The organism is Imhoffiella purpurea, assembly GCF_000585215.1.
GTDB lineage: Bacteria > Pseudomonadota > Gammaproteobacteria > Chromatiales > Chromatiaceae > Imhoffiella > Imhoffiella purpurea.
The window spans coordinates 1-16233 of record NZ_AONC01000011.1 but is presented as its reverse complement, the minus strand read 5'-3'; the positions used below and the strand labels follow the sequence as shown (position 1 = coordinate 16233).

At 65.6% G+C, this 16233-nt stretch carries 21 protein-coding genes and 1 riboswitch; of the genes, 14 read left to right on the top strand and 7 right to left on the bottom strand.

Going from position 1 to position 16233, the window contains the following annotated elements; all coding sequences use genetic code 11:
• Window positions 1–77: 77 nt before the first annotated feature.
• From D779_RS23090 to cbiM, 3 genes are all read right to left on the bottom strand, one after another.
• Window positions 78–212, bottom strand: a complete 135-nt coding sequence (locus D779_RS23090; RefSeq protein WP_269747366.1) for a hypothetical protein — start codon at window positions 210–212, stop codon at window positions 78–80.
• Between the two features lie 31 nt (window positions 213–243).
• Window positions 244–618, bottom strand: a complete 375-nt coding sequence (locus D779_RS03895) for an energy-coupling factor transporter transmembrane component T family protein (protein ID WP_269747368.1) — start codon at window positions 616–618, stop codon at window positions 244–246.
• A gap of 526 nt (window positions 619–1144) precedes the next feature.
• A complete protein-coding gene (gene cbiM, locus D779_RS03885; RefSeq protein ID WP_043749736.1) occupies window positions 1145–1792 on the bottom strand; it encodes a cobalt transporter CbiM in 648 nt (215 codons plus the stop codon).
• 30 nt (window positions 1793–1822) lie between these two features.
• A riboswitch (cobalamin riboswitch) is annotated at window positions 1823–2078 on the bottom strand.
• A 178-nt stretch (window positions 2079–2256) separates the two neighbouring features.
• Here cbiM and D779_RS03880 point away from each other — a divergent pair.
• From D779_RS03880 to D779_RS03835, 10 genes are all read left to right on the top strand, one after another.
• Window positions 2257–3312: a sensor histidine kinase gene (locus D779_RS03880; protein WP_043749734.1), complete on the top strand. Its 1056-nt coding sequence runs from the start codon at window positions 2257–2259 to the stop codon at window positions 3310–3312.
• Window positions 3287–3649: a response regulator transcription factor gene (locus D779_RS03875; RefSeq protein WP_043749731.1), complete on the top strand. Its 363-nt coding sequence runs from the start codon at window positions 3287–3289 to the stop codon at window positions 3647–3649. Before D779_RS03880 ends, D779_RS03875 begins: the two co-directional genes overlap by 26 nt.
• A 164-nt stretch (window positions 3650–3813) precedes the next feature.
• The gene (locus tag D779_RS03870; RefSeq protein WP_043749728.1) at window positions 3814–5877 is read left to right on the top strand and encodes a TonB-dependent hemoglobin/transferrin/lactoferrin family receptor; all 2064 of its coding nucleotides are present in this window, start codon (window positions 3814–3816) and stop codon (window positions 5875–5877) included.
• 7 nt (window positions 5878–5884) lie between these two features.
• Entirely contained in the window at window positions 5885–6427 is a 543-nt protein-coding gene (locus D779_RS03865; RefSeq protein ID WP_052347799.1) for a TlpA family protein disulfide reductase, read from the top strand.
• A 9-nt stretch (window positions 6428–6436) separates the two neighbouring features.
• Window positions 6437–7057: a hypothetical protein gene (locus D779_RS03860; RefSeq protein WP_043749725.1), complete on the top strand. Its 621-nt coding sequence runs from the start codon at window positions 6437–6439 to the stop codon at window positions 7055–7057.
• A gap of 3 nt (window positions 7058–7060) precedes the next feature.
• Window positions 7061–7531 carry a nitrous oxide reductase accessory protein NosL gene (locus D779_RS03855; protein WP_043749723.1) on the top strand — a complete coding sequence of 157 codons (471 nt, stop codon included), beginning with the start codon at window positions 7061–7063 and terminating at the stop codon, window positions 7529–7531.
• A gap of 27 nt (window positions 7532–7558) precedes the next feature.
• A complete protein-coding gene (locus D779_RS03850; protein ID WP_052347798.1) occupies window positions 7559–7888 on the top strand; it encodes a hypothetical protein in 330 nt (109 codons plus the stop codon).
• Between the two features lie 2 nt (window positions 7889–7890).
• On the top strand, window positions 7891–9090 hold the full coding sequence (locus D779_RS03845; protein ID WP_043749721.1) for an ABC transporter permease: 1200 nt from the start codon (window positions 7891–7893) through the stop codon (window positions 9088–9090).
• On the top strand, window positions 9087–9779 hold the full coding sequence (locus D779_RS03840) for an ABC transporter ATP-binding protein (protein ID WP_094300755.1): 693 nt from the start codon (window positions 9087–9089) through the stop codon (window positions 9777–9779). Before D779_RS03845 ends, D779_RS03840 begins: the two co-directional genes overlap by 4 nt.
• Entirely contained in the window at window positions 9776–10786 is a 1011-nt protein-coding gene (locus D779_RS03835; RefSeq protein WP_043749715.1) for a hypothetical protein, read from the top strand. Before D779_RS03840 ends, D779_RS03835 begins: the two co-directional genes overlap by 4 nt.
• A gap of 52 nt (window positions 10787–10838) precedes the next feature.
• On the opposite strand, the gene D779_RS03830 is transcribed toward D779_RS03835, so the two are convergent.
• The 3 genes from D779_RS03830 to cadR all read right to left on the bottom strand — a co-directional run bounded on the left by D779_RS03830 (window position 10839) and on the right by cadR (window position 12422).
• Window positions 10839–11072, bottom strand: coding sequence for a hypothetical protein (locus tag D779_RS03830; protein WP_043749712.1), 234 nt, complete (start codon window positions 11070–11072; stop codon window positions 10839–10841).
• Window positions 11073–11312: 240 nt separating this feature from the next.
• Window positions 11313–11759: an azurin gene (gene azu / locus D779_RS03825; RefSeq protein ID WP_043749709.1), complete on the bottom strand. Its 447-nt coding sequence runs from the start codon at window positions 11757–11759 to the stop codon at window positions 11313–11315.
• A gap of 180 nt (window positions 11760–11939) precedes the next feature.
• Window positions 11940–12422: a Cd(II)/Pb(II)-responsive transcriptional regulator gene (gene cadR, locus D779_RS03820; protein WP_081763313.1), complete on the bottom strand. Its 483-nt coding sequence runs from the start codon at window positions 12420–12422 to the stop codon at window positions 11940–11942.
• 159 nt (window positions 12423–12581) lie between these two features.
• Here cadR and D779_RS03815 point away from each other — a divergent pair, with 159 nt between their 5' ends.
• Window positions 12582–13334, top strand: coding sequence for a cation transporter (locus D779_RS03815; RefSeq protein ID WP_081763312.1), 753 nt, complete (start codon window positions 12582–12584; stop codon window positions 13332–13334).
• 110 nt (window positions 13335–13444) lie between these two features.
• On the opposite strand, the gene D779_RS03810 is transcribed toward D779_RS03815, so the two are convergent.
• Window positions 13445–14461, bottom strand: coding sequence for a helix-turn-helix transcriptional regulator (locus tag D779_RS03810; RefSeq protein ID WP_052347795.1), 1017 nt, complete (start codon window positions 14459–14461; stop codon window positions 13445–13447).
• A 101-nt stretch (window positions 14462–14562) separates the two neighbouring features.
• On the opposite strand from D779_RS03810, the gene D779_RS03805 reads away from it, so the two are divergent.
• From D779_RS03805 to D779_RS03795, 3 genes are all read left to right on the top strand, one after another.
• Entirely contained in the window at window positions 14563–14850 is a 288-nt protein-coding gene (locus tag D779_RS03805; protein WP_157726311.1) for a hypothetical protein, read from the top strand.
• Window positions 14851–14855: 5 nt separating this feature from the next.
• Window positions 14856–15137: a hypothetical protein gene (locus D779_RS03800; RefSeq protein ID WP_007040098.1), complete on the top strand. Its 282-nt coding sequence runs from the start codon at window positions 14856–14858 to the stop codon at window positions 15135–15137.
• 6 nt (window positions 15138–15143) lie between these two features.
• A partial coding sequence (locus D779_RS03795) for a PepSY-associated TM helix domain-containing protein (protein WP_052347792.1) occupies window positions 15144–16233 on the top strand: 1090 nt, incomplete at its 3' end.

The following is a 16233-nucleotide window of genomic DNA, read 5'->3' as shown; positions in this document are numbered from 1 at the left end:
TTGGGACCAGGGATCTGGACCCATTGAGACTTCGATGACCGAAGAATCGAAGAGGTTCCGTGAGCGTCGATGCCAGGCTAGCGTCTGCGAACCACCCGATTCCGACGATGGGGATTGCGGATCAGCAGCAGGGAGAGATAGTTGACCGACTGGCCGCGCAGCCGCGAGAGGTCCGTGGCGATGCGTTCGAAGTCGGCGCTGGCGTGGATCATGCGCCGCACGACGGCCCACTGCTCGGGATATTCAATGCGCGGATCCGAGTCGGATCTCCATGAGTACCAGGACGGCGAGCGGGACGCTCAGCAGCAGGGCCAGGAGCGCGTCCGGCATGCCGAAGCGAAGTTCCACGATCACATGGAAGCGTCCCACGAAGCCGCGGCATTTCATGGCGTAGAGCACCCGCTCGGAGCGCTCCAGGCTGCGCACCAGCAGCATCCCCAGAGCATAGCCCAGGGTGCGGTAGGTGTGCAGATCGTTGCCGGGCACGAAGCCGCGCGCGCGCATGGCGGTACGCATGCGGCCGAACTCGCGCTCGACGACCTCGACATAGCGCACCGTGAACTGGAGGAGCTGCACGATCGACTCGGGCATCCGCAGCCGGTGCAGGGCGTGTCCCAGGGTGACGGCATCTCCCGGCGCAGCGGTTTGACCTCGCGTCGGACCGCCTCGGCGATCAGCGTCTCGAGACCGGTCGGATCCAGTGTCGGTGCATCCGCCGGCCGCTCCGCGGAGACCGGCACGACCGCTTGGGAATCGGCGGAGGCCGCCTCACCGGCGGGGGTGCCGGAGCCGCGGATCTTGGGCATCTCGTCCATGGGCAGACTCGCCTTGGCCACATGGCCGGCCCCGAGATTGGCGCGGAAGGTGTGAGGCACCGAGCGCGTCGGCGTAAAGCGGAAGAGACCCTCCTCGGTCACCCGGGTCTCGCCGATGGGTTCGCCGTCCGGTCCCAGGACCTCTACCAGCGTACCGGGCGCGGCCATATCGCCATTGGAGAATCCCAGCTCACCCTCGATGTCCGACCCGTCCGGCCAGAGACCGAGCAAGACCTTGTGCGCCCAAGCCGCGTTCATCACTATCGGCAGACAGATCAGCGCCAGACATGACAACAACCGGCGACGCCTTTGGATCTTCGACACCTGGCTCATGACCGCACCTCCGCCGCCCGCAGACCCGCCGCCGACGCATCGGCCGGCATCCCGAACAGCTCCGGTTTGACCTTGCGGACGAGCGTCACCGCAGCCGCGCACAGCAACCCCTCGATCAGCATGACCGGGACATGGGCGATCACGACCAGCTTGGCCGCCGGAATGAAGGCATCGCCGCTCAGGGCCAGCACGGCGGCCACCATGAGCGCGGTCAGGGCGATGGTGAGCGCCCCGGCGATCCCGCCCCAGAAGGCCGCCAGCGCGGCATTGGCCGAGCGCACGCCGGGCCGACACAGCAGACCGACGATGACCGCCGGCAGGGCGATGTCGAGCGTATTGACGCCCAGGACGGTCAGACCGCCGAAGCCGAAGAAGAGCGCCTGCAGCAACAGACCGACGAAGAGCGCCGGAAAGCTGATCCAGCCCAGAACCAGGCCCGCCAGCCCGTTCAGGATGAGATGGACGCTGGAGGGTCCGATGGGGACATGGACCAGCGAGGCGACGAAGAAGGCCGCGCTCAGCAGACCCGCGCTTGGAATGCGCTCAAGATTCAGATCCCGCGCGCCCCGGGCGATGCCGGCGGCCGCGAGCAGGGTACCGCAGACCAGCACGGGGGCCGACAGCGCCCCGTCTACGATATGCATGACTGCCTCCGGGATCGCTCGTCCCGATCAAAGGTGGCTGGAATAGCGGCAGGTCTCCTGACTCGCGCGTCGACGGCGTCGACCGGCCTTCCCAGCCGTCCCGGACGCTGCCGGGACCGCCAGTGGCGGGTATGGTCTTGCCTCTGCGCTCACAGTTGCGAGGACAGTCACGGATTCGGTCCGGCCGCAAGGGTCTTGATCGACCCGTAGCCGGTGGCCCCACCGTGTTCCCTTTCAATCCCGCGTCTCGGTCAAGACGCCGGGAACCGCTGCAGCGCATCTTAAACGCGCCTGGAACCGGGGGCAAACCCATGAACCCCGACAACCAAGGCCAAGACGGATACCGGCCTCCGATTCTATAGGGACAGACACGAATGGCCTATTCTTGGATTGACGGGATCCGGTACTACATCAGATCCTGCCGGATTTTTTATACTCGACTGATTTCGGCAGGCCCCAAATACATGAAGACTTATGATCTGTCGCCTGTGATCAGCAGACGCGGCCTATGGATCCTGGTGACGCTATTCGTGCTGGCGAACCTTGCACTCGGTGCCCTGATGGCCGAGATCGACGTCTTCGATCGGGTCTATGCGTTCACACGTGCCCATGAGGACTGGGAGCTCGACGAGATCATTCTCACCTTTTGGACGACAATTCTCTCACTGGTCCTGATCCTCGCCCTGCTGTCGATGCGGCTCGCGCGCGAGGTAGCGGCCGCCAGCCGCCGACAGCTGGACATGGAGCGCAAGCTGGCCCTGGACCGTAAGCAACTAGCGATGGGCACGATGCTTGGAGGCATCGCGCACGCGATGAACAACAACCTGCAGCCGATCATCACCCTGAGCGAGGCGGTCCGGGATGAGCTTCCGGACGGCAGCGAGCATGCCCGCGACCTGGACAGAATCCTGCAAGCCGCGACCAGTTCGCGCGAGATCCTGGCGCAGGTGCTCGGCGTCGCGCGATCGAGCACCGGTTCAGAGTTCGACGACCGCTGCGCGGCCCGGGAGACCATCCTCCGAGCCCTGGATCTGGCGCGGGTGGCGCTGCCGAACCGCATTCGACTTTCCACGCACCTGGAACCGGAGACGGAGACCTGCGTCGTCGCGCTCTCCAAATCGAATCTGGAGACGATCGTGCTGAATCTCGTCAACAATGGCCGGGATGCGCTCGAGGGCATGGAGGGCGGCATCGAGGCCGGACTGAACCTGGTCGCACATGCCCCTCCCAGGGCGCGAATCGAGATGCTCGACCACCCCTGGCTGTGTCTCTCCGTCACCGATCAGGGCAAGGGGATGGACGAGACCGAGCGTGCTCGGGCGTTCGACCCCTTCTACACCACCAAGGGTGTGCACGAAGGGACCGGCATCGGGCTGTCGGAGGTCCTGAGTCTGGTCAAGGGCGCTGGCGGTGATGTCGAGCTGACCAGTACCCCGGGCAAGGGGACGCGTGTCGCCGTCTACCTGCCCTATAGCGAATTCACCGGAGGCCGACATGGCGAAGTTGATTCTGATCGATGATGAAGATCTGGTGCGTTACAGCCTCGCCAAGGTCCTGCGCAAGGCAGGACACGAGGTGATCGAAGCCGAGAACGGCAGCCACTTGATGTCGACGCTGGAGCATGAATCGCCCGACCTCATCATCACGGATCTCATCATGCCCGAGCAGGATGGATTGGGCGTGCTCTTCGATCTGAGGCAGGCTGGCTCCGACATTCCCGTGATCGCGATCTCCGGCGGCGGTCGACTGGTCGATGAGAGCTTTCTGGATGTGGCGCTGGATATGGGCGCCAAGGCGGTACTGGAGAAACCCTTCACGAACGAGCGGTTGCTGGCCGAGATCGACCGTCTGCTCTGATCCGGCCCGTTTTATCGGCCACATTTGGTGTTTCTTCGTTATTGTGTATTTTGAGATTGATTCGCATTAATATATAGAGACGATCCACACCAAGTACAGCCAGCCAGTCCCCGAATCCGGGGATCAGCGAGCGGCCCGGACGACGCGATCAGAGGTACGCATCCATGTCCATCCGTTCGCCAAGATACATCCCGCTGCCCGGCCTGGGCAGACTCCCGCTCGGCCTGATCCTGTTTGCGCCATTCTGTCTCGCCATCGCCGAGGAGACCGTCAAGGTCGGCTTGCCCTCCATCGAGGTCACCGCGGCCAAGACCCAGCTCGATCCCTTCGAGATCCCTGAATTCGTGAGCGTCCTCGACCGCGCGGCGATCGAGCGCGAGCAGCCGACCAACCTCGGGGATCTGCTCCGGGACCTCCCCAACGTGGCGATCGGCGGCGGACCGCGCGGGCAGGGCCAGACCCTGACGATCCGCGGACTCTCGGACGAGCGCATTCTCTTCCTGGTCGACGGCGTGCGGCAGAATTTCGTGCGCGGCCACAACGCCAGGGTCTTCATCGAGCCGGATCTGATCGGCCGGGTCGAACTGCTGCGCGGTCCCGCATCGGCACTCTGGGGCAGCGGCGCGCTCGGCGGCGTGGTCGCGCTCGAGACGCTGGATGCGGCCGATCTGCTGCGCGAGGGGCAGACGCTTGGAGGCCGGATCAAGCTCGGCTATCAGGACGCGAACCATCAATGGCTCACCAACGCCGGCGTCTATGGAGCCACGGCCGACGGCCAATTCGACTATCTCCTCGACATCGCCTACCGGGACGCGGACGACGTCAGGCTCGGCGACGGCACGGACCTGTCCCACTCGGCATTCGAGCGGGTCTCCGGACTGGCGAAGGGGACCTGGAACCCGGACGGCATCAACAGCTTCGGTCTCTCGTTCATGGCCTTCGACCAGGACGGGGCCATCCCCTCAAACCCTCAGATCGCCTCGACCGAGGACACCCTGGTCGACAACGACACGCGTCAGCAGAACCTCAGATTCAGCTACGACCGCGAGGATGCCGAGGATCCCTATCTGCGCCCGTCCCTGCTGCTCTATCACAACCGCACGGAGATGGAGGAGCGGCGCCTGTCGGACGGCCGCAAGGACGAGACCCGGCTCGAAACCATCGGGGCCGACCTGCACAACAGCATGCGACTCGGGGATCCGAGCCGAGTCGCTCATGTCCTGACCTACGGGGCCGATGTCTATCGGGACACCGTGGAGGGCGAGCGCAACGGCCAGACACGCGACAGCTATCCGGACGGCGAGACCAGCGTATTCGGGCTCTATCTCCAAGACGAGATCGGCATCGGCGAGCGCTGGACCCTGGTCCCGGGTCTGCGCTGGGACAGCTTCCGCAGCGAAGCCGACTCGGACGCACTCGATTCCAACGAGGACAGCGCCCTCTCGGCCAAGCTCGGACTGAACGTCGCCGTGACCGACTGGCTGTCCTTCCAGGCCGCCTACAACCAGTCCTTCCGGGCGCCGAGCGCGACCGAACTCTTCGTCTCGGGAACCCATTTCACCTGCGGACGCGGATGCGCCAATCTCTTCGTGCCCAACCCGAATCTCGACCCCGAGAAGGCCCGCAACAAGGAGATCGGTCTGCGTCTGCGCGACCGGGATCTCTTCACTCCCGGCGACGAGGGCCGCTTCCAGGCACGGGCCTTCCGCAACGACGTCACCGACTTCATCGACCAGATCGTCATCTTCAGCATGCGTCCGGTCGAGGGCAACAGCGGCATGGGCGGCATCACCGGCTACCGCAACGTGCGCGACGCCAAACTGGAAGGATTCGAGCTGGAGGCCGGCTATGAGACGCCGCGCTGGTGGGCCGGCGTCGCCTACGCCCAGACCCGCGGCGAGGACGACGCGACGGGCGAGCCGCTCTCCAGCGTCCATCCGGACACCTGGACGCTGGAGGCCGGACTGCGCTTCCCGGCACAGGGCCTGCGCCTGGGCTGGACCGGCCGCTTCGTCGACGCCCAGGACGAGGTCCCCAACGATGGCACGCCGTCCGATAGCTACGAGGTCCACGACATTCGGCTGACCTGGCAGCCGGGCCAGCGGCTCGCGGGTCTCACACTGGAACTGGGCGTCGATAACCTGCTCGACGAGGACTACCAGCCCTATCTCGCATCGCTCAAATCCCCGGGCCGCAACATCAAGGCGGCGGTCAGCTACCGATTCTGAGAGCCTGATGATCGGTCGCACGAGATCCTGGATCCTGGCTGGCGCGCTCCTCACCCAATTGGTCGGCTGCGGCAAGCCCGAGGGCACCGCGCCTGGGCTCGTGGCTCCCGAGATCAGTGCCCTGGATCTGGAGAAGGCTCCGGTCCGGCTGTCGGACTACCGAGGGCGCGTGGTGGTGCTCGATTTCTGGACCGGCGGATGCGGTCCCTGTCTGATCGACATGGCCCAGATGGAAGGGCTCTATCAGCAGTACCGGGACGACGGTCTGACGGTGCTGGCCGTCAATCAGGGCGAGCCGCTCGATGACGTCCAGGAATACCTCCGGCTGCTCCCCGTCACCTATCCGGTCGCCATCGACCAGCGCGGAATCTCGGTCAAGCGCTACGGAATCATGGCCGTTCCCACGGGCTTCGTACTGGACCGCCAAGGTGTGGTGCGGGAGAAGGTGTTCGGCGAGATCAGCCGCGAGCGCTTGGAGGCGATGGTCACTCCACTGCTCGGAGTCGAGCCCCGACCATGGTTCGGCCGGACGCAATCAGAAACTGAATAGGGCATGCCCATGAAACGAAGAGAGATCCTGACCGCACTGGCCGCCGGCAGCCTGGCGGCCTTCGAGTCAGCGGCGAGCGACCGCGCACCGACGAAACCCTGGCAATGGATCGAGCAGCGGGGAGTCGAGGAGGACGTCGCCGGGACCCCGCTCCAATTCCTGCCCAGCCTCAGGGACAGCCATCCGCTGGTGGACGAGCTCGGCAAATTTCCGGCCTGCCCCTACTGCGGCATGTCCCGGGGACACGAGAAATGGCGCCGAACAAGGCACCTGATCCATTACCTCGACGACTCCGTGGATCCGACCTGCTCGATCCACTGCGCCGCGCTCAGCCTGGGACTGAACCTGGATCTGGTGCCCAAGGCCATCTATGCGGCGGACGCCGGCTCGGACCTGGAGATTCCGCCATTGGTCGAGGTCGCGGGGCTCCACTACCTGATCGATCCAAGCCGCCCCGGCACCATGACCCGGCGCAGCAAGTGGGCCTATGCCGAACGGGCGCGGGCACGCGCGGCGGCGACCGGTCACGCCGAGGTCGTGGACTTCGATCAGGCCCTGCGGGCCGCCTACGAGGATATGGCCGAGGACACCATCCTGATTCGTCGGCGCCGTGCCGAGATGCGAGGCTGAGCCATGATTCGAAACCCGATCGCCCTCGCCTTACTGAGCCTGACCCTGATGATGAATGCATCAGCGGCCGAGCCCGAGTTCGTGCCGCCGCAACGCACCGACAAGTGTCCGGTCTGCGGCATGTTCGTCTACAAGTACCCGCAATGGGTCGCCGAGATCCTCTACCAGGACGGCAGCTATGCGGTGTTCGACGGCTCCAAGGACATGTTCAAGTACTACTTCGCCATCGAGCGCTACGAACCGGCCCAGCACCGCGAGGACATCGCGGCCATCTATGTCACCGAATACTACAGCAACCGGATCATGCGCGCGGAGCAGCTCTACTTCGTGCTGGGCAGCGACGTGCTGGGTCCGATGGGTCACGAGTTCGTCCCGGTCAAGGGGAAGGAGGCTGCGGATGCCTTCATGCTTGACCACGGCGGCAATCGCATCCTGCGTTTCGACGAGATCGGATCGACCGATATCCCGGACTGAGAAGACGGAGACCGACAGGACGCACGAATGAAGTATCACATCCTCTTCGGACTCCTGAGCGCCGAGCTGGGTCTGCTGGCGACGCTGCATCTGCAGTCCGCCCCCAGCGCCGAGCGGCTGCAATCCGAACTCGCCGACAAGCGCGCGCTGGTCTCCAAGCTCGGACTCACCGACCTGGCGCTCTGGACCGAGGCGCGCTACACCCGGCATCCGTCTCAGGCCGACCGCTTCGCGGCCTTCCAGGACTTTCCCTCGTCCATCGAGCACTTTCCCGCCGGTTCGATCATCGCCCCGCCCGAGCCGCTGAGGATGCCGGTCGAGGCCGGGTCGGCTCCATCGCGTCATAGGGCTCCTTGACCATGGGCTCCTATCATCTCGGACGGCATTTGAAGATCCTCGAATTCGCCCTCTCGTCGATGCTGCGGCGGCGGACGAAGAATCTGGGGCTCGTGCTCGTCTTCGCCGCCCTGGTCTTTCTGCTGTCGTCGATCGTCTTTCTGACCGGCGCCTTGCGCACGGAGGCGCTGGCGACGCTCGAGGCATCGCCGCAGCTGCTGGTGCAGCGGGCCATGGCCGGACGGCATGCACTGATCCCGCTCGACTATGGCGAGCTCATCGCCCGGCTGCCGGGCGTGGGCTCCGTCACGCCGCGCTACTGGGGCTATTACTACGACATCTACACCGGGGCCAACTACACGCTGCTCGGCATCGGCGATCAAGGACTCGAGTCCCCCGGGTCGACCCCGCTGCGCCTGGTCGAGGGATCCTTCATCATGCCCGGACAGCGTCGCGTCTGCCTGATCGGCGAGGGCGTGGCCCGGGTGCGCGGCACGCGTATCGGCGGCATGGTCTCGCTCAGGGACGCGCGGGGCTGGATGCAGGAGTACGAGGTGATCGGTCTGTTCGCGAGCCCGTCCCGGCTGCTGACCAACGATCTCATCCTGCTCCCGGAGGCGGATCTCAAGGCCCACTTCGGAATGCCGGACGACCGGGCCACGGACCTGATGGTCGAGGTCTACAACCCGCATGAGGTCGACAACATCTCGCGCAAGATCCTGGAGCGCCTGCCCGACGCGCGGCCCATCAGCCACGCCGAGATCCAGCGCACCTACGAGACCCTGTTCAACTGGCGTGGCGGCCTGCTGCTGGCCATGTTCCTGGGCGCGATGGCGGCCTTCATGATCCTCGCCTGGGACAAGGCCACGGGTCTCTCGGCCGACGAGCGGCGCGAGATCGGTATCCTCAAGGCGATCGGCTGGGAGACCTCGGACATCCTGGAGCTCAAGCTCTGGGAAGGCGCGGCGCTCGCCCTGGTCGCCTTCCTGGCCGGGGTGACGGCGGGCTACGCGCACGTCCAACGGTTCGGGTCCGAGCTGCTGATGCCGGTCCTCGAGGGCTGGTCGACGCTCTTCCCCGCGATCGATCTGGCCCCGCAGCTCGACCCCTATGCGCTCGGCGTGCTCTTCTCGCTCACCGTCGTGCCCTACATCGTCGCCACCGTCGTGCCCTCGTGGAAGGCCGCGATCACGGATCCGGACCGGGTCATGAGGGCCTCATGAGTCGTGAAATGATCACCCTCGAGAACGTCACCCGTGTCTACAACCAGGGGCGGCCCAACGAGGTGCGCCCCGTCGACGAGGTCTCGCTGGACATCGGCCATGGCGAAATATTGGTCCTGAAGGGGCCGAGCGGTTCGGGAAAGACCAGCCTGCTGGCCCTGATCGGCTGCATGATCCGTCCCACCTCGGGCCGGATCCTGGTCGCCGGACGGGATGTCGCCAAGCTGCCGGAACGCTTTCTGACCGGGGTGCGGCGCGACACCTTCGGTTTCGTCTTCCAGCAGCTGCATCTGATCCCGGGCATCAGCGTGCTGGAAAACGTCATGCTGCCGCTCTATCCGCTGGAGATCGGGTTCACGGCGGCCAAACGCCGGGCGTTGGAACTGATCGAGCAGCTCGGCCTCGCCCATCGCAAGGGCTTCAAGGTCGAGGCGCTCTCGGGTGGCGAGCGCCAGCGCGTGGCCATCGCCCGGGCACTGATCAACGCGCCCCAGGCGATCCTCGCCGACGAGCCGACGGCCCACCTGGATGCCGGTCTCTCGGGCGAGCTGATGCAAATCTTCGAAACGTTGCGCGGTCAGGGAAAGACCGTCGTCATCGCCACCCACGATCCGCTGGTCCACGACAGCCCACTGATCGACCGGGTCGCGACCATGCGCGACGGCCGCATCCTGGACGGTGACGGATGATCCTGCATCCGGGCATCCTCGGCCTGCTGATCACCGCCGTCCTGGTCCTGGGGCTGGTGCTGTACGGGGCCTATCTCGGCGCCATCGTCCTGGTCCGCTGGGATCTCGACAGCAGCTCGGAGGAACAGCTCGCGCTGGAACGCAAGACCTATCTGCTCTCGACCCTGATGGGCCATGCGATGGCGCTGGAAATCCTGTCCGCGCTGATCTTCCTCTACACCCTGGAGGACATCCACGCCATCTTCGTCGGCGCCATGTGCGCGACCGGCACCCTGAACGCCAATCCGGTGGGCTGGTGGGTGTTGGGGGCGAAGATCCTAGGACTCCTCTTCTGCGCCGTCTGGATCCTGCTCAACCGCATCGACCAGCGCGCCGAGGACTACCCCCTGACCCGCCTCAAGTACGGCCTGCTCCTGCTGCTCGCCCCGCTGCTCGCCCTGGAGACCTGGCTGCTCTTCCGCTTCTTCCTCGGGCTCGATCCCAGCGTCATCACCTCCTGCTGCGGCACGCTCTTCAGCGGCTCGGGCGCGGGCGTCGGTGCCGAGATCGCCGGCCTGCCGGTTTTCCCGCTGATGATCGCCTTCTTCGGCGGAACCGCAGTCTATCTGGCGGCCGGAACGCTCAACCTGCGCCAGGCGAGACCCAGGCTGCGGTATCTGCTGGCGGGCCTGTCTCTATCGATGCTCGGGATCTCGCTGGCCTCGATCATCGCCTTCATTTCGTCCTACCACTACGAACTGCCGACCCATCATTGCCCCTTCTGCATCCTGCAGGCCGACTACCACTACATCGGCTATCCCATGTACCTGACCCTGTTCGCGGCGACCTTCTACGGTCTGATGGTCGGTATCGCCGAACCGCTGCGCCGCGTCGCCTCCGTCGAAGGCGTCATCGCCGCCGCCCAGCCGCGCTGGACCCGGCTGTCCATGCTGCTGTTCGGCCTGTTCGTCGTCATCGCCGCCTGGCCGATGGTCTTCTCGGACTTCACCCTTGAAGGGTTCTACTGACGGGCGCCTCCGCCCCGCCCTCGCGCGCGCACCGATCGGCAACCAGCGCGGTTCAGTGCAGCTCGGTCGTCTCGCCGAATTCGCGGTCATAGATCCGCTTCCATTCCGCGGACAGGCCTTCCGCCGCGCCCCGGATGGACGGATCCAGGGACTGGTCTCCCGCAACGCATTCGAGATGGAGGACCAGCTCCTTGAGGCGTCCCTTGCAGACACCGTCGATCGCCGCACGGGACAGAAGTCCGAGCGTACGGGCCACCAACTGCTGCGCGTCGATGATTTCGGTCATAGCAGGTTCTTCCGGCCGATCGGCGCCGCAACCTCGCGTATCTCACCGATCGTGGTTTCAGAGAGGACAGGGATGCGCACCACAAGACGCTGCCCGTGTCGAATCGAATGAAGATGCGAGATGCGATCGCGCGCCATGGCCGAGGGGCGCCCGCGAAGAGCGCACCGATCCAAGGGGCGGCAGGACACTCGACGCATCTCGGCCATGGGCGGAGTCAGAGGCTGCCGCCACGCCCCGGACTCATTCGAGGACGAATTTGCCCCTCATCGAGGCCCAGTGGCCGGGGAAGGAGCAAAAGAAATCGTAGCTCTGGCCGGCCTCGAGGATGCTCGGCGAGAAGCTGGTGCTGGACGTCGCGCCCGCACCCACGATGTCGGTGTGCGCCAGCACGCGCGTGTCGCCGGGCTTGAGATAGTTGTTGTCGGCGCCGGCCATCATGCCCTCGGTGGCGATCGCCTGAACGTCGTCGGTCTTGGCGAGCACCCAGTTGTGTCCCATCACATTGGCATCCAGGGTTCCCTTGTGGGTCACCGTGACCTTGATGGCTTCACAGCTGGAGCTGGCGACTATCTGGGCAATCGGGTAGGTCATGGTGTCGTTGACCTCGACCGTGAATTCACAGTCCGCATATGCCCAGGAGGACCCGGCGGCCAGCAGGCTGGCAAGAAGGATCGCACTCGATTTCATCTGCTTGTGCTCCGTGTGTTTCCAATACGAGATCCGCGATGTCCCGCTTCGATCCTTGCGGCTCGACTGCTCCCAAAGGAGAAGCGAGCCATCGCGCCTTGATCGCTGAGACCGGAAATCTCCTCGCGCACGAGTCTGGCGAGCACGATTCCAGCGACTCGTGAAAGTTAATGCGTCTGATTATCTTTTGCAATAAAAACCGGTCGATCCGCATATCCTCCTCGACTTCGCTTTCTCCTCGGTCGAATGGCACACGCAGGGCTCGCCTTGGGACGCCGCGATCAGTTCGTGCAGAATGCCGCAGTTTCCCGTCTGTTCCCGAGAGCTACAGCGCGCACGCAGGAACTGCAGCTGCCGCTCCAGCGCGTGCAGACTGTTGAGACGTTCCCGGACCCGGATCAGCTGGCCATCGATCAGCCGACCCACGTCGCGGCACTCGGCCTCCGGATGGGCCGTCAACTCCAGGAGCCGCCCGATGTCGTCCAACGACATATCCAGGGCGCGACAGTGACGAATGAAGGCGAGACGCTCGAGGTGCGTCTGCGCGTACATCCGATAGCCGTTAGCGCCGCGGCCCGGTTCGGGCAGCAGGCCGCGTTTCTCGTAATAGCGGATCGTCTCCACCTCGACGCCCGCCGCCGCCCCCAGCTCGCCAATTCGCATTTCGATCTCCTCGATGTCGACCGGGCGTCCCGGAGACGCCCGTCTGGATGCTGTCCTGCCGCGCGACCGGAACGGCAGTGACCTCGATGCTACCCCTTGACCCTGTAGCGACTACAGGGTTTTTACTCCGACGATATGGTTATCGAGAGGAGAATCTGAATGGGTGCAGGTTGCTGTGATTCCGTATGCTCGGCCCCGGCCATGGTCGGCTCGCGCTTTCGCAAGGCCCTGTGGGTGGCGCTGATCGTCAATGCCGCGATGTTCGGGGTGGAGGTGGTCGGTGGCCTGCATGCGGGCTCGGTCTCGCTGCTGGCCGACGCCATCGACTTCGCCGGTGATGCGGCGAACTACGGCATCTCGCTGGCGGTGCTCTCGATGGGATTGCTATGGCGATCGCGCGCGGCCCTGGTGAAGGGACTGTCGATGGCGGTCTTCGGGGTCTTCATCCTCGGCAAGATCGCCTGGGGCGCACTCGCTGGCGTGCCTCCCGAGCCGGTGACCATGGGCCTGATCGCCGTCCTGGCGCTGCTGGCCAACGCCGGGGTCGCGTTCATGCTCTACGCCTACCGCGAGGGCGACGCCAACCAGCGCTCCGTGTGGCTCTGCAGCCGCAACGATGCCATCGGGAACGTCGCGGTGCTGCTGGCGGCCGCGGGCGTCTTCGGCACGGGCAGCGCCTGGCCGGATCTGATCGTCGCCCTCGTCATGGCCGGGCTGGCGCTTTCCTCCGGGCTCGCCGTGGTACGACACGCCCGCGAGGAGCTGCGGACGGCCAGCGTGCCGCAGACGGCCTCGCCTGCCGTTCCTGCGGCCGTCTCGATCCCGCTGTCCGCGCTGTCGAGCGGTTCGTGCCCGCAGCAGTCCGGCGAGCTCGGTCCGATGGAGGCGCCCCATCCGTCGGCCCGAAGCTGAAGGGGTCCGGACGAGGATCTCGGCGATTCGGTCCGCACAGCGGACCCTACGACGCACTGCCAACGTCTCGGTAGAGTGCGCTGTGCGGACCAGACCTTAAAGACAGCATCTCAAGCCGCGCGCTCCCGTCTCGCGCGGCTGGGGGTGAAGCCGTAGTGCCGCCGGAAGGCAGCCGAGAAGTTGCTCGGTGATCCATAACCGGCGATCTCGGCGGCCTCGCCCACGCTGCCTCCGCGCACCAGCATACCCAGCGCCTTCTCCATGCGGATGGCGCGCAACCGCTCGAAGATCGAGCAGCCCCAGGCACCCCGGGCCAGCGATTGGAGCGTGGTGGTGTTGCTGCCGACCGTGCGGGCAATCTCGGCCATGGAACAGCCGAGCACCTCCTCGCTGTGCAGCAGTTCGTCGAGCCGGACGAGACGCCTGCGGTCGATCTCGCGCAAGGTCGTGCCGTAGGGCTCCGGACGCGCCAGCGAGGACAATGCCTCCAGCGCCAGATCGATGCAGCGTCCCTCCAGACGCAGGCGCTGCAGACCCGGCTGCAGGGACGAGGGCTCCAGGATCTGCCGTGCCAGCTCGATCGATTTGGGGGTCAGGATCCAGGGCTGGTAGGCCAGATGACTGCGGGCAAAATCCGCCAGCTCCGAGCTGGTCTCGAGATCCATCCACTCGGCCGTCAGGGTCAGACTCACCTTGCGCTCCCGGGCGCCCCGGCACCATCGGCGGCTGAAGACGTCCGGCTCGGCCAGACTCACCATGGCTCCCTTTGAACGCTCGGCCGGATCGAGCGTCTGGGGCCCGAGCCGCAGTTTCCGGTGACCGAACGACAGCTCGGTTTCGCCACCGACGACGGCCAGGATTCGAATGCCGGGCTGAAGCACATGGCCCGAGCGGAGCGATTGGAGATCCCGTGCAGCAGAGGTATGCAGGGTCAATCCCGGTCGCAGCTCGAGTGTCTCGAAATGCCCCTCCAGCACAGGGGCATCCTCCCCGATCTCGTCGTCATCCAGCCAATAGCCGGGGCCCAGGCGTTTTTCGGCGGCACCGATCAGCTCTCCACGCGTAATCCGACGCACCTCGCCCGGAATCCCCTTCCCTGCGCGCGTCCCGTTTTCTGATTCATGCATTTTCCTGTCTCTCGCATAGGAGTCGCGGCGCCCGATCGCGCATAATCGAGGTTATTATACAAAATACGAATCGTTCTTATTATTTGTTCAAAGAGGTTTCCTTGACCCCTACCCTCGACAGCATGTCGGTGACCTCGGCTGTGATCGCAACGGCCGCCGGTTCGGCCAGTCTCTATCTCGGACTTCCCCGCCAGCAGTTCCTGCGCCAGCCGTTCGCGGGGCGGCGCAGCCTTGCCTATGGGCTGGGGCTCCTTGCCCTCGGCTGGGCACTCTGGTCGCTGACGCTGCGCCCGACCACCGCCTTCTTCGCCATCCTGACGATCGGCATGGCCTGTCTCATCCTGCTCCCCGTGCTGGGGGCCTTCACGACCGGCCGCGGACGACGCTAGCCGCCATGGCCGGGATGCAGCGCGACTGGATCGGCAAAACCTCGGCCGGCCTGGTGCTCGGGCTCGGTCTGGCCTTCGCCCTCGCCGGCCTGGCGGCCTGGTGCGGCGAGGGTCCGGGGGCCCCGAACAAGACCCAATTCGTCATGTGGCTCGTGGCCCCGATCTGGCTCGGGGTCCAGAGCCTCGTCTATCTCTTCCGCAGCGGAGCACGGGCCTGGATCTGGCTGGGCACGGCCAACCTGCTGGCCTTCTCGGGGCTCGTCCTCTGCCGCCATCTCGCCGGGTGAACCCCATTGAGCAGAATCGTTTCAGCCGAGGTCGTCCGGATCTACAAGGGCGTCCACACCTGGACCGGAGTCATCGCCGGTCTGGCGCTCTTCATCGCCTTCTATGCCGGTGCCCTCACGGTATTCGAGGGCCCGCTGTCGCGCTGGACGGCGGAAGGCGAACCACCCCGGGCCATCCCCATCGATCGGGCCAAGAGGCTCATCGAGCGAGTCCTTGCCGAGCGGCCGGATGCCCAGGCCGAGTTCAGGCTGCACCTGACCGGCCCCAAACGCGACCGGGTCTATCTCGCCTGGCAGGAGGGGCGCGAAGCCGCGACCCAATGGACGGCGATCCTGGACGCCGAAGGCGCGCCGGTCGTCGCCGAGCGTCCGACCGAAGGCGCGGCCGATCTGGTGGATCATGTCCACCGCACCGCCGCGCTGCCTGGCGGGCTGGAATTCGGCACGACGGTCATGGGACTGGTCAGCGCCCTCTACGTGATCGCGCTAGTCTCCGGGCTCATCGTCTGGCTCCCCTCGGCGGGCAAGGATCTGCTCGCCCTGCGTCTCGGACGCGGCGTCAAGCGCAAGTGGCTGGATGCGCACAATCTGGTCGGCGTCGCCAGTCTTCCCTTCCATCTGGCCATCGCCCTGACGGCCGTCGTCTTCGGTCTGCACGACAGTATCTACGCCGGTCTGGACCGCATCGTCTACCAGGGCCAGATGCGCCCACTCATGCAGGCGAGCAATCCCTTCGCCGTGGCGAAGCCGGACGCGCGTCCCGCCGCCATGCTCCCGCCGTCCGAGCTGATCGAACGGGTCCGAACCCTCGAACCGGGGCTGAGACCGCTCAAGCTTCAGTACCGACGCGCGGGGACGCGGGGCGCGAGCCTGGTGGTCTGGGGCGAGGATCGGCGTCATCTGGTGCGGCTCATGGGCTTCACGGTCATGAACCCGGTCTCGGGCGAGATCCTGGATACCCAGTACCTGCCGGGACACCAGGGGCTCTGGTCGCGCATCGTCTCGGTCTTCTTCGCGCTCCATTTCGGCACCTTCGGCGGCGAGCCGGTGCGCTGGGGCTATTTCGTCCTCGGACTGGCGGGGGGCCTTTTCTTTT